This is a genomic window from Halorussus lipolyticus, assembly GCF_029338375.1.
In the GTDB taxonomy this organism is placed as follows: Archaea; Halobacteriota; Halobacteria; order Halobacteriales; family Haladaptataceae; genus Halorussus; species Halorussus lipolyticus.
In genome coordinates this window covers 309093-322327 of sequence record NZ_CP119804.1, presented here as the reverse complement: position 1 = coordinate 322327, position 13235 = coordinate 309093, and the positions used below count along the sequence as shown (strand labels likewise).

Below are 13235 nucleotides of genomic sequence, written 5' to 3'. Positions count from 1 at the left end.
TCTACTGGTACGATTCACTATGTACGACACGCTCCTCGTCCCCACTGATGGTAGCGAACACGCCGAGCGCGCCGCCGAACACGCGCTGAACGTGGCCCGCGTATTCGATGCGACAGTCCACCTCGTCAACGTCGTGGACGTGCAGGACGCTGGCGGCCTTTTCAGTGCCGGCGGCGTAGACGAAGCGTTCATCGAACAACTCGAAGACGACGCTCGGGAGACGATTTCGGCAGTCGAGGCACTCGCCGACCCCGGCGACGACGTTCAGACGGCGGTCGTGCGGGGCAAACCCGCCGAGGGTATCCTCGACTACGCCGACGAGAACGACGCGGACCTCGTGTTCATGGGCACTCACGGCCGGACCGGCCTGAACCGATACGTCACCGGGAGCGTCACCGAGCGGGTCGTCCGACTCGCGGACATGCCGGTGTTCACGGTCCGGGCGACCGACCAGAGCGTCGTCGGCGACGGCTACGACGACATCATGATTCCGACCGACGGGAGCGAGTGTGCCGCCACCGCGGTCGCCCACGCCGTCACGCTCGCCGAGAAGTACGACGCCACCATCCACGCGGTCAACGTGATGGACGTGCGAGCGATGACGAGTACCGACGACGTGACGCCCCAGACCACGCTCCTCGACACGTTCGAGGAGCAGGGCGAGACGGCCACCGAGGCCGTCGCCGAACAGGCCCGCGAGGCCGGTCTCGACGCGACTACCGCCGTCCGGAAGGGTATCCCGGCAGTCAGCCTCCTCGACTACGCCGACGAGAACGACATCGACCTCGTTACCATGGGGACCCACGGCCGGAGCGGTTTCGAGCGGTACTTCCTCGGTAGCACCACCGCGAAAATCGTTCGGACCGCGGAGATGCCGGTGCTGTCGGTGCGGTCGCCTGACGCCGACGAGTAGCCCCGTCGGTCACGCTCGTCCGAGGAGCGTCACCCAGTCGTCCTCGCTCACGTCCTCGACTTCGAAGCCCGCGTCGGCGGCCAGTTCTCGCAACTCGTCGCCCCGGTAGAGGGTGAACCGTCGGCGGTCCTCGTCGTACCCGTCGCCCTCCGTCTCGCCGTCGCCCGCCTTGACCGAGAGGAAGACGACGCCGCCCGCTCGGAGGACGCGCCGGAACTCCCGAAGCGTCTCGGCCGCGTCCGCTCTCGGAACGTGGAGAAACGACGCGCAGACCCAGAGACCGTCGAATGAGTCCCGAGGAAAGCCGAGGCTCCGCATGTCCATCCGCGCCACCTCGGCGTCGGGGGCCTCGCTTCGTGCAGACCGGAGGAAGGCGGGCGTGAGGTCCACGCCGACGACTTCGTGACCCCGGTCGGCGAAGGTGGCCGACTCCCAGCCGGGTCCACAGCCAATATCCGCGACTCGGGCGCTCTCGGGGTTGGTTCGGTCGCGCTCGGCGAGAGCGGCGTCGAGATGGTCCAGAAACTGCTCGACTAGCTCCTCGACCACCGAGCGGTCGCCGTGGCGTGCCCGATACTCGTCGGCGACCGACTGGTAGGTGGCGATGGTGTCGGCGTCGGTCATCTATCGGCGGTTCGGCGTTGTGACTCTTGAATCTGGCTCAGCCCTCTCGGGGTAGTCGGACTGGCGGTCCTCGGCCCCGGCACCGGGCGACCACCGGCAGACGGTCCTGCTCGGCCTGTGGCCTGCGCGGGTTGCGACTGCCGAGGTCACACTCGCCCCGCTCGCGTGACCGCGCGAAACGTCCGGGGCGAGTTGGTTCCGTGATGGTAGTTAATTGTTCGCCTCCGAAATCGAGTTCGGGACGCTAGCGAACCTGCGGAGACTCTTAGATAACTATACGTTTGTTTAATAAATATCTTCCATTCTTTTGGGGTTACCGACACCCCGTATCTGCAACGCAGTTTCGGGGCCTACTCCTCCAGACTCAGCCCCGGATGCCATCGCTCAACGCCCGCTTCGGCCTTCTTCTCGTCCATCTTGGCCAGTAGCTTCACCGCGAGGCTGGCGGTTTCGGCGGCGCGGTTCTCGCCCTCGGTCATGAACTCGCCGGTCTCGCGGTTGGCGAACACCGAGCAGACCGCCCCCGACCGAAGCCCGTAGATGTTGGCGAGAGTCATGATTGCGCTGGCCTCCATCTCGATGTTCTTGACGTTGGCGTCCTTCAGGCCCTCCACGAGTTCGTCGCTTCCGGCGGCCTCGAAGCCGTCGTAGCCCGGTCGGCCCTGCCCGGCGTAGAAACTGTCGGCGCTCATAGTGATTCCGGTGTGGTACTCGTAGTCAAGGCGCTCGGCGGCCGCGACCAGTGCAGAGACGACCTCGTAGTCGGCAACCGCGGGGTAGTCTTCCCGGACGTACTCGTCGCTGGTCCCCTCTTGGCGGACCCCGCCGGTCGTGATAACTAAGTCGCCGACCTCCATGCCCTCCTGAATCGCGCCGCAGGACCCGACTCGGATGAACGTCTCCACGCCGACGCGGGCGAGTTCTTCGACCGCGATTGCCGCCGAGGGGCTACCGATGCCGGTCGAGGTCACGCTGATGGGCGTTCCCTCGTAGTCGCCCGTGACGGTCCGGTACTCGCGGTGATGGGCCACCTCGTCGGCGTCGTCCCAGAACTGGGTAATCTTCTCGACGCGCTCGGGGTTGCCCGGCAGGAGAACGGCGTCGGCCACGTCGTCCTCGCCGACCTCGATGTGGTACTGCACGTCGTCGTTGGGGTCTTCGCTGTCACCGGTCATGCCGATTGCTGACTCGGCGGATGCGTATAAAGCCGAGGATGTTGGAAGCGAGGACGCTGGCGGGCGGCGTCTCCGGATAGCGTCGTGTCGCTACTCCAGCATCTCCTCGGTGATGGTGTTGGGCAGGAGTTCGCCGAGTGTGTACTCGGCCGTGTCGTCACCCTCGTCGCAGATGACTGGCATGTCGTCGTCGCAGAACTCCGAGAGGGTCTGTCTGCACATCCCGCAGGGAGTCACACCGTCGCGCCGACCGGAACTCACCGCCAGCGCGTCGAACTCGCGGTGGCCCTCCTTGATGGCCTCGGCGATGGCGACCTCCTCGGCGTGGAGGCTGTTGCTGTAGTTGGCGTTCTCGATGTTACACCCGACGTAGACGCTTCCGTCGGCGGTCAACAGCGCCGCGCCGACCGGGTAGTCGGAGTAGGGTACGTGGGCGTCGGTCTGGGCCTCGCGGGCGACTTCGACGAGTTCGTCCATGGAACCGGACGTTGGGAGGCCCGAGACATATATCTCCCGTCTGAGACCGTAGCGAGGGTTCAAGTGCGAGGACGGGACGAACCCTGTTCGGACGCCTCGTGCGGTCGCTCGGAGTCGGGGCCGAGGACCGCCAGTCCGACTACCCCGAGAGGGCTGAGCCAGATTCAAGAGCTACAGCTCTCTGTCCGCGTGCTGGTCTCGGGCACAATCGGAAAGGCAACGGGACAGCGAACAGTCACAACCTCGCGCAGAACGGAGGACGTCGGGAAGTTACTCCTCGCCGGACTCGTAGTGGTCGCCCGCCGCCGAGGGAATCCGGGTGCGGCCGACGAACGCCAGCACCACGACCACCGTCACGTAGGGGATGATGCCGATGAGTTCGCTCGGGATGTTGTAGCCCAACTGCTGGAGACGAATCTGTAGCGCGTCCAGACTGGCGAACAGGAAGGACGCGCCGAACGCGCCCAGCGGGTTGTAGTTCCCGAACAGGTAGGCCGTGATGCCGATCCATCCCCGGCCGTTGACCATCGTCGCGCCGCCGCCGATGAACTGGCCGACCCGGCCCAAGGCAAGTCCGGCACCGCCGAGGCCCGAGAAGAATCCGGACAGCAGAACGCCTGCGTACCGAACCTTCCGAACGTCAACACCCACGGTGTCGAGCGCCTTCGGGTTCTCGCCGCTGGCCTCTATCCACCGGCCGAACGAGGTCCGATTCAGCGCGTACCACGCCGCCGGGACCGAGACCAGCATCATCACGACCGGCGGGTTGGCCTCGACCACGAGGAGGTCGAAGTTGTTCAGCGTCGCCACCGGTGGACTGTTGACCTGCCCCCAGATGACCTTGCTGGCGAACGGTGCGAGACCGAGGGCGATGAGCCACACCGCCAGTCCCGCGATAATCTGGTCGGCCTTGAACTCGATGCAGATGACCGCGAACAGCAGAGCGAACAACACGCTCGCCAGCACCGCGACGGCGAAGCCAATCCAAAGCTGGAACTGCGTGGGCGTCCCGCCGCTGATGACGCCAGCCACCGCGATGGAGGTGAACGCCGAGATGATGAGCAGGCCTTCGAGACCGATGTTGATGACGCCGCTCTTTTCGGCGAAGATGCCGCCGAGCGCGGCGAACGCGATGGGGACCGTGAGCCGCAGGACCGACCGGATGTAGTTGGCGTCGATGATGTTGACGATTTCGGCGACCGGGCTGGCGGGGAAGAACAGTTCTACCGCTGATAGCGCCGCGACGACGAGGACGCCGACTCCGGCGAGCCAGCGGCGCTTGCGCGAGGGCTCGGCGTAGCTCATCTGTCGTCACCTCCGTGGTCGTCTGCGTCACTTCCATCTGTCGTCTCAGCCCCGCCGTCGGTGGCGACCGAGGGCCGGTCGTCGCCGAACCGGAAGCGTGCGCCGACCATCCGGAAGAACTCCGGCATGGCGATGAACAGGATGATGAGGCCGCGCAGGACCCCGACCAACTGCTTGGGCACCGAAAGCTGGAACTCGATGGCGAGACTGCCGGTCTTGAGCGCGCCGAACAGCAGGGCCGCCGGGACCACGCCGAGCGGGTTGTTGCCCGCCAGAATCGAGACCGTGATGCCGTCGAAGCCCAGCGACGGGATGCCGGTCCGCCAGCGCGAGGCGACCATCAGCACGTAGACCGCGCCGCCGAGGCCGCCGAGCGCGCCCGAAAGCGCCATGCTGGAGACCATCATCTTCTCGGAATCCACCCCGCCGTACTCGGCGGCCTCCGGTTGGACGCCGCTGGTCCGCAGGTCGTAGCCGAACGAGGTTCCGTTGAGCATCCAGTAGATTCCCCCGCCGAGCGCGAGTGCGCCGACCAGTGCCAGCATCGAGAAGACGGTCGTGTCGAAGAACACGGGCTGAAGTTGGGCGAATCCGGGAATCGCCCGAGTCTGGACGGTCTGGCTCTCGGGGTCTTTGAACACCTCCGAGACCAGCGTGAACGCGATGCCGGACGCGACGAAGTTGAGCATGATGGTCGTGATGACCTCGTTGGCGTCGGCGTAGGCCTTCAGCGCGCCCGGAATCGCGCCCCAGAGGCCGCCGACCAGCGCGCCGACCAGCAGGCCCACCGCGATGAGAATCAGTCCGCCGACGACGCCCGCCGGGACGACCGGAGCGACCCAGAGGACCGCCAGCGCGGTGCCGAGCGCGCCCAACACGAGTTGGCCCTGCGTGCCGATGTTGAACATCCCGGCCCGGAAAGCCACTGCGACCGACAGGCCCGTGAACAGCAACAGCGTCGTCTCCTTGAGCGTGATGGCGACGTTGTAGGGCGGCCAGACTGCGCCCTTGAACAGGACGTAGTACACCGAAATCGGGTCGTAGCAGAACGACCCGACTCCCGAGGCCGAGAAGAACGGCGACTGGCAGGTCGCTACCCATCCCGAGACGAGGATGATGAGCGCGCCGACGACGACCGACAGCACCAGCGCCGCGAGGCTGATGAGAATGCGCTCGACGGCCGAGGCGTCCACGAGTCGTTCGAGCGCCCGGTCGGCCCGGCCCTGCCACGAGTCGTCGGGATTGGGGTCGGCCTCGTCGTCGGGTCCGCGGTCGCTCATCGTTCACCCCCCGGAGCGTCGGCGATGCTCGGGGCGTCGTCGGGAATTTCGCCGGCCATCAGCAGGCCGAGTTCCTCCTCGGTGACGCGCTCGGGGTCCACCACGTCCACGATTTCGCCCTCGTGCATGACGCCGAGGCGGTCGGAAAGCTGTTGCACCTCGTCGAGTTTCGACGAGACCAGCAGAACCGTCTTGCCCGCCCGGCGCAGGTCGAGGATGCGCTCGTGGATGAACTCGATGCTCCCCACGTCCACCCCGCGGGTCGGGTGGGAGGCCACCACGACTTCGGGGTCGCGGGCGAACTCCCGGCCGACGATGAACTTCTGCTGGTTCCCGCCGGAGAACGACTCGGCCTCGGCGTCGGCGTTCGGCGGGCGCACGTCGTACTCCTCGATGATGGCCTCGGCGTGGTCGCGGGTGTGGCCCCAGTCGATGCGACCGCCCTCGGCGAACTCGGGGGTGTGTTGGCTTCCGAGCAGGCCGTTCTCCACGAGGTCGAAGTCCATCACGAGGCCGCGCTCTTGGCGGTCCTCGGGAACGTAGGCCAGTCCGGTGTCGATTCGCTCGCGCCGCGAGAGGTCGGTCACGTCCTGCCCTTGGAAGGCGACCCGCCCATCGTCGGGAGCGGTGAGGCCGGTGATGGCCTCCACGAGTTCCGATTGGCCGTTGCCGTCCACCCCGGCGATGCCGAACACCTCGCCCTCGCGGGCCGAGATGTTCACGCCGCTGACCTGCTCGACGCCCCGGTTGTCGGTCACGCGCAGGTCGGAGACTTCCAGCCCCACGTCGCCGACTTCCACGGGGTCCTTGTCGGCTTCCAGCAGGACTTCCCGGCCCACCATCAGCTCGGCGAGCTCCTCCCTGCTGGTACTGTCTGCGTCCACGGTGCCGACGTTCTTGCCGTCCCGGAGGACCGTGATGTCGTCGGCTGACTCCATCGCCTCGCCCAACTTGTGGGTGATGAAGATAATCGTCTTGTCCTCCTCGGCGAGTTCCTCGAACACCTCGAATAGGTCCTCGACCTCTTGGGGGGTCAGGACGGCGGTCGGTTCGTCCAGAATCAGCACGTCGGCCCCGCCGTAGAGTGCTTTGAGGATTTCGACCCGTTGCTGGACCCCCACGCTCACGTCCTCGACGCGGGCGGTGGGGTCCACATCGAAGCCGTAGCGTTCGCTCAACTCCCGAACGTCGCGCTCGGCCTGTTCGCGGTCCATCGCCAGCCCGAACCACTTGCGGGGTTCGTGGCCGAGGACGATGTTCTCGGCCGTGGTGAGTGTATCGACCAGCATGAAGTGCTGGTGAATCATACCGATGCCGGCGTCGATGGCGTCTCGCGGCGTGTCGAACTCCCGAGGCTCCCCGTGGAGGTGGACCGTTCCGCCCTCCGGCTGGTAGAGACCGTACAGCACGTTCATCAGCGTGGTCTTGCCAGCACCGTTCTCGCCGAGGAGGGCGTGGACGCTCCCCTCCTCGACTTCGAGGTCGACCTCGTCGTTGGCGACGACGCCGGGGAATCGCTTGGTAATTCCCTCGAGGTGGACGGCTGTACTCATCTTTTGTCGGTGTTCATGACGTGCCCGCTTAAGCGACCCGGATTCGGGAAGTACGTTTCAGCCGGAAGACGTGTCGTCGGCGTCATAGCCCGACGTTTTCGGCGTCTCACCGCGCGGTTCTGAAATTATACGCCGTTGCTTTATAATTATTTATCTGTCTAAAAGAAATATTTAGTCACTTCTGGGGCGCTATTGCGTCGTCGTGGACGCTTGCCCGACTTGGCTCGGTTCGGTCGGGACTTCGATGTCGCCGCCCACGATTTGCTGTTCGGACTGTTCGAGCGCGGATTTGACTTCCGCCGGAATCTCGCCTGCCAGTCCCTGCCCGTAGACCGCTTCGACCCCGTTCTGTTCGAGGCCGAGGCGGTTGGCCGTCCCGCCCTCGAAGTTGTCGTTGGTCACCCGCCGGATGGACCGAAAGACGGCCTCGTCCACGTGTTTGACCATGCTGGCCAGAATCACGTCGCCGTACTCCGGCAGGCTTTGGCTCTGGTCGGCGTCCACGCCGATGGCGTACCGACCGCTGTTCTGGGCCGCCCGGAACACGCCGTTGCCGGTGCCGCCCGCGGCGTGGTAGATGATGTCCGCGCCGTTGTTGTACATCGAGTTGGCGATAGACTGGCCCTGCGCGGGGTCGCTGAACGACCCGGCGTAGGCCGAGAGGACGTTTACGTCGGCGTTGGCGTGCTGGACGCCCGCCCGGTATCCGGCCTCGAACTTCTTGATGAGGGGAACCTCTTGGCCACCGACGAACCCCACCGTCGTCGCGTCGTTGGTCTGGCCCGCCCCGGCACTGAACTCCATCGTCGTCAGCAGGCCAGCGAGGTGGCCGACTTGGAACGACCCCTGCTGTTCCTTGAAGACGTAACTGGCGACGTTCGGTTGCTCGACCACCGTGTCCACGACCATGAATCGCTGGTCGGAGAACCGCTGGGCGTTGCGCTGGAGTCCGTCGGCCTGCACGAACCCGATGCAACAGATGAGGTCGTAGTCCGGGTTCTGGGACCGGGCGAACCGGCGCTGGAGCGAGGCCACGTCGCTGGGACTGCTCGGTTCGGCGTTCTGGAAAGACACGTCGAACTCCTCGGCGGCGCGCTGGACTCCGGCGTGGGCCATGTCGTTGAACGAGTTGTCACCCAGTCCGCCGGTGGCGTACACCATCCCGACGTTAATCGTCCCGTCCTGCAGGAATCCGGTCGTTCCGACTGCGGCCGCCCCGCCCAATGCTCCCAAAAACTGTCGTCGATTGGTTCTCCCCCACATACCCCGTGAGATTGAGTACCGAACGTGATGAATCCGACGCTTTCTTGCCGGAGAACCCGCGCGAAAACGAGAGTGAGGGTCGAAAGCCGCAGTTTAGACGTTCTCGGGCTTGGTCGGCACTTCGATGTCGCCCGCGACGATTTTCTCTCGGGACGAGTCGAGACTCGACTTGACCGAGTCGGGAATCTCGGACCCGAGGTCCGTGCCGTAGACCGCCGCAACGCCGTCCTTCTCCAGACCGAGCGTGTGGACGGACCCGCCGTCGAAGTTGCCGTTGGTCGTGCGCTCGACCGACCGGTAGACCGCCTCGTCTACGTATTTGACCATGCTGGCCAGAATCACGTCGCTGTACTTGGGCAGACTCTTGGACTGGTCGGAGTCCACGCCGATGGCGAACCGACCCTGACTCTGGGCCGCTTTGAACACACCGTTTCCGGTGCCGCCTGCGGCGTGATAGATGATGTCCGCGCCCTTGTTGTACATCGAGTTGGCGATGGACTGACCCTTGCCGGGGTCGCTCCACGCACCGGCGTAGGCCGAGGAGACCGACACGTCGGAGTTAGCGTGCTTGACGCCCGCTTTGAATCCGGCCTCGAACTTCTTGATGAGGGGGACCTCCTTGCCGCCGACGAAGCCGACTTTCAGGTCGCCGTTGGTCTCGCCGGCACCCGCGCTGAAACTCTCTTTGGAGGTCAGCAGGCCCGCGAGGTGGCCGACTTGGAACGACCCCTGATGCTCCTTGAAGGTGTAACTCGACACGTTGGGCTGTTCGACCACCGTGTCCACGACCATGAAATTCTGGTCGGCGAACCGCTTGGCGTTCTCCTTGAGCGCGCTGGTCTGGACGAACCCGATGCAACTGATGAGGTCGTAATCGGGGTTGTTCGACCGGGCGAACTTGCGCTGGAGGGTGGCCACGTCGCTCGGACTGCTCGGTTCGGCGTTCTTGAACGCGATGTCGAACTCCGACTTGGCCGACTTGATGCCCTTGTGGGCCATGTCGTTGAACGAGTTGTCACCGAGACCACCGGTGGCGTAGACCATCCCCACGTTGGTCGTATCCGACGAGGTGGTGGTCGCGTCCGTGGTGTCGTCGCCGGACTCCGTGGAGTCACCGCCTGATTCGGTGGTCGTCTCGGCTCCACCACTGCCGCCACCGAGACAGCCAGCGAGTCCGGTACCGACGAGACCTGCGCCGCCGATTTTGAGCATCCGCCGTCTGCCATCGTCTATTTTTGCCATCTTACTCTATTGAGTCAGGCAAGACCTGATAAAACCGTCGCTTCAAAACTAAAAACCATGCAAAATACGGGTGGAAATGGATTACAGGTGAAATTTGTGAAGTGGTGGCGCGGGGAAGCAGACCGCGGGACCGGGAGACCCGGAGATTTCAGGCGTGGTCCGCGACTTCGGCCTCCACGACCGCAGAAGCGTCGGCGACCAGCGCGTCCACGTCGTCGCTCTCGGCGTAGATGCGGACGTAGGGTTCGGTCCCGCTCGGTCGGACCAACACCCACGACGAGTCGGGGAAAGTCGCCCGGACGCCGTACTCGGTGGCGACCTCGGCGTCGGGGAACTGTTCGGGAATCGCCGATTCCAGTCGCTCCATCACTGGGACCTTGGCGTCGTCGGGACACGAGACGCTGACCTTTCGGTAGGGGCGCTCGGTGACTGGTTCCCGGAGCGGCGCGAGGCCACCAGCGTCGGCGACGAGTCGAGCGATGACCGCCGCGCTGGTCACGCCGTCTATCCACCCGCCGAACTGGGTGTGGACGTGCTTCCACGGTTCGGCCGCGAAGACGACCTCAGTATTTTCGGTCCCCTCCTCGCGCGCTGTGGCGATGCCCTCGTGGAGCGCACCGAGGCGGACGCGCTCTACTCGACCGCCCGCCGACTCGACCTGCTCGTCGATTCGCCCGGAGGCGTTTGGCGTTGTCACTACTACGGGGTCGTCGGCCTCGCTCTGTCGGGTGTAGTGTGCTGAAAGGACAGCGACCACGGTGTCCTCGTGGACGACCCCACCGTCGCCGTCCACGATGACGATTCGGTCGGCGTCGCCGTCGTGACCGATGCCGAGGTCGGCCTCAGGGTCGTTTTCGAGGAAGTTCCGGAGGTCCGAGAGGGTCTCGGGAGTCGGCTTGCTCTCCCGGCCGGGGAAGTGGCCGTCCACGTTGGCGTTGAGCGTGACGACTTCGGCCCCGAGCGCCCGGAGGACTTGGGGCGTGGCGACGGCGGCCATCCCGTTCCCGCAATCGACCACGACCCGGAGGCCGTCGAGGGGCGCTCCCTGCTGGCGGGCGTAGTCGATGACCGCCTCGCGGTAGGCGTCGAGGACGCCGACCTGCTCGCTTTTGCCCCACTCGTCCCACGCGACCGGCGACTCGTCGGCCTCGACTCGCCGGTCGATTGCCTGCTCGGCCTCCCGGTCGTACTCCTCGCCGTCGGCGAACAGTTTGATGCCGTTGTCGGTCGGCGGGTTGTGACTCGCGGTCAGCATCGCGCCGCGTCGGCCCTGCGAGGCGAACGCGAGAGCAGGCGTCGGGAGTTGGCCCGCCCGGCGCACGTCGGCCCCGGCGCTCTCCAATCCGGCTTCCATCGCGGCCGCCAGTGCGGGGCCGGTCTCCCGACCGTCGCGTGCCACGACGAACTCCTGCCTATCGCGTCCGGCGGCGCGACCCACCGCCAGCGCGAGTTCCGGCGTTACCGTCTCAACCGCGCTTCCGCGGATACCCGCGGTCCCAAAGAGGTCCATACCTGACCTGACGCCCGCGGACACTTAGCTTTCCGCGATTCGACGCTGGCGTCTCGACTCGCCGTCCGTTTCCATGAAAGATAAATCACCGGGGGTGCTACTCGCCGACGTGAACATGGACTACACCGACCCGGAAGGGCTATTCGACATCATCCTCTGGGGTATCGTGCTGATGGCCGCTATCGTTCTCGCGTACCTGCTACTGTTCGGGAGCTTCTGAGTTCGGCCGCGGCTGAATAGTTTCGGTACACCTCGGCAGGTCGAGCAGTCCGGAGTTGTCGGGGTGGAGGAGTTGTCGCCGACGAGCGGCGCGGGGGTCAGAGCTCGACGCCACTCGGGATGAGACTGTGCTGGCGGAGTAGGTTGCCCTCGTTGTTGTAGACGAGGAAAGTACTCTTGTCGTACTCAACAAGGTCGTCGCCGTTGATGCTGATTTCGACGTGGTACCGGCCATCCATGTCGCCGGACTCCTTGCCGTACTCGCGGGCCGCAGTGATGAACTTGAGTACGTCGTCGGCGTCTTGGTTCAGTTCCAGCACGAAGTCACCCGTGATGCGGTTGGTGACGCTGACGACGCCCGCGGTATCGTCGTCGTCCACGGGACCTTGGAGTCTGAACGCCACGTCGGTCTCCTCGGCGTCGAGCAAGTCGTCGTCTGTCCCCGTGAGGCGCTCGCGGAGCGTCGAGGAGGGGCCTTCGAAGTCGATGATTACCGTCGGCTTCTTGGCCTCGTCGTCGTCCTCGACCCAATCGACGTTTCGAACCTCCAGCGTGAAGTAGTCGCGCCTCATTCCGTACGCCCCACTACGTCCCGGCGCGTCATGAACGTAACGCCGCTCCCACGACGCCGCGGCATCGAAGAAAGTCGAACTTACTCGGCCGGGAAGCGGTCGCTCCGGCGATAAATCCGAACGTGAACAGTCCGCTGGTCGAAACGTCCTCACCAAGAGTGACAGGACCTCGGCAGGGGTTCAGTCAATGTCCGGCGCGCGCTGGCGTCTTGCCGAGCGTAGCGAGGCAAGGCTCGTGGGAGCTTGTCTCCCACGGCGCGGCGTTCATGCCGCGCCGAATCGCGCGAGGGATGAGCATCGCAGGTCGGAGCAACGCGGAGACCGAGAAGCGCAGTCGGTTGGGGAGGGTGTGGCCTGTAGTTCCTGTCCGGTGGCGGTGCGGGAACGCCTCGGAGTCGGGAGTAGCTAGCTTCCCGACAACGCCAACAGGACTACTCGCAGAAATCTGTACCAGCGTGCAACAGACGATACCCCGAAATTCAATTTCTCACTCCCTGCGCGCGAGGAGCAACGCCCCGCCGAACAGGTACAGCAGAACCACGCCGACCGGAATCGGCAGGCCGGGGAACCCGCGCGTCCAGAGGAGCCACGTCGCCACGGTCAGCACGCCCCCGGCCAGCGAGAGGAGGACGCCCATCACACCCACCGGGTCGAAGGTCGCGCCAACGCGGTCCTCGAAGCCGTAGAGCGCGAGGCTCAGCAGGAACGCTCCGCCGACGACCACTGCGCCGACCGCCCACGCTTGGTAGGCGACCGCAATCGACTGGCCCTCCTGATACGAGAGGGCACCGAGCGGGGTCATGAGCGTCGTGGCCTTCGAGATGGAGATGCCGAAGACGTACCGGACTTGGAAGAACGGAAAACGAACGAACAGGACGCTACCGACGCCCGAGAGCGTCGAGTAGGTGACGTTCCACGGGAGGAGAACCGAGAACCACGCGAGGACGACGGCTAACTCCTCGGCGTACTCCGAGCGAACCCAGACCATGCGCGAGTGAGCGAAAGCCGGGGAGTAAAAGCTATCGGGACGGGTTAGGGACTACTCCGCATTTGTTTAAAATACATATTTAATTGCTTGGGCAGTGTCTAGGTTGCTCCTCGG

13 protein-coding genes are annotated in these 13235 nt (G+C 65.2%); 2 read left to right on the top strand and 11 right to left on the bottom strand.

Going from position 1 to position 13235, the window contains the following annotated elements:
• Positions 1–19 precede the first annotated feature (19 nt).
• Positions 20–913: a universal stress protein gene (locus P2T57_RS01670; protein WP_276300742.1), complete on the top strand. Its 894-nt coding sequence runs from the start codon at positions 20–22 to the stop codon at positions 911–913.
• Between the two features lie 9 nt (positions 914–922).
• Here P2T57_RS01670 and P2T57_RS01665 read toward each other — a convergent pair whose 3' ends face one another.
• The 9 genes from P2T57_RS01665 to P2T57_RS01625 all read right to left on the bottom strand — a co-directional run bounded on the left by P2T57_RS01665 (position 923) and on the right by P2T57_RS01625 (position 11342).
• Complete coding sequence (locus tag P2T57_RS01665; protein ID WP_276300741.1) at positions 923–1537, bottom strand: class I SAM-dependent methyltransferase; 615 nt, start codon at positions 1535–1537, stop codon at positions 923–925.
• 350 nt (positions 1538–1887) lie between these two features.
• On the bottom strand, positions 1888–2712 hold the full coding sequence (locus P2T57_RS01660) for a nucleoside phosphorylase (RefSeq protein WP_276300740.1): 825 nt from the start codon (positions 2710–2712) through the stop codon (positions 1888–1890).
• A 90-nt stretch (positions 2713–2802) separates the two neighbouring features.
• Positions 2803–3189: a cytidine deaminase gene (gene cdd, locus P2T57_RS01655; protein ID WP_276300739.1), complete on the bottom strand. Its 387-nt coding sequence runs from the start codon at positions 3187–3189 to the stop codon at positions 2803–2805.
• 270 nt (positions 3190–3459) lie between these two features.
• Positions 3460–4494, bottom strand: a complete 1035-nt coding sequence (locus P2T57_RS01650; RefSeq protein WP_276300738.1) for an ABC transporter permease — start codon at positions 4492–4494, stop codon at positions 3460–3462.
• Complete coding sequence (locus tag P2T57_RS01645; RefSeq protein WP_276300737.1) at positions 4491–5774, bottom strand: ABC transporter permease; 1284 nt, start codon at positions 5772–5774, stop codon at positions 4491–4493. The genes P2T57_RS01650 and P2T57_RS01645 overlap by 4 nt, the downstream gene beginning before the upstream one ends.
• Positions 5771–7327 (bottom strand): ABC transporter ATP-binding protein, encoded by a 1557-nt coding sequence (locus P2T57_RS01640; protein WP_276300736.1) that lies wholly within the window; start codon positions 7325–7327, stop codon positions 5771–5773. Before P2T57_RS01640 ends, P2T57_RS01645 begins: the two co-directional genes overlap by 4 nt.
• Positions 7328–7516: 189 nt before the next feature.
• The gene (locus P2T57_RS01635; RefSeq protein WP_420028506.1) at positions 7517–8590 is read right to left on the bottom strand and encodes a BMP family lipoprotein; all 1074 of its coding nucleotides are present in this window, start codon (positions 8588–8590) and stop codon (positions 7517–7519) included.
• Between the two features lie 93 nt (positions 8591–8683).
• Complete coding sequence (locus tag P2T57_RS01630; RefSeq protein ID WP_276300734.1) at positions 8684–9832, bottom strand: BMP family lipoprotein; 1149 nt, start codon at positions 9830–9832, stop codon at positions 8684–8686.
• Between the two features lie 148 nt (positions 9833–9980).
• Positions 9981–11342 (bottom strand): phosphopentomutase/phosphoglucosamine mutase, encoded by a 1362-nt coding sequence (locus P2T57_RS01625; protein ID WP_276300733.1) that lies wholly within the window; start codon positions 11340–11342, stop codon positions 9981–9983.
• 73 nt (positions 11343–11415) lie between these two features.
• Here P2T57_RS01625 and P2T57_RS01620 point away from each other — a divergent pair, with 73 nt between their 5' ends.
• Complete coding sequence (locus P2T57_RS01620) at positions 11416–11562, top strand: hypothetical protein (RefSeq protein ID WP_276300732.1); 147 nt, start codon at positions 11416–11418, stop codon at positions 11560–11562.
• Between the two features lie 97 nt (positions 11563–11659).
• On the opposite strand, the gene P2T57_RS01615 is transcribed toward P2T57_RS01620, so the two are convergent.
• On the bottom strand, positions 11660–12133 hold the full coding sequence (locus P2T57_RS01615; protein ID WP_276300731.1) for a DUF5793 family protein: 474 nt from the start codon (positions 12131–12133) through the stop codon (positions 11660–11662).
• A gap of 487 nt (positions 12134–12620) precedes the next feature.
• Complete coding sequence (locus tag P2T57_RS01610; protein WP_276300730.1) at positions 12621–13121, bottom strand: DUF7549 family protein; 501 nt, start codon at positions 13119–13121, stop codon at positions 12621–12623.
• Positions 13122–13235: the final 114 nt, after the last annotated feature.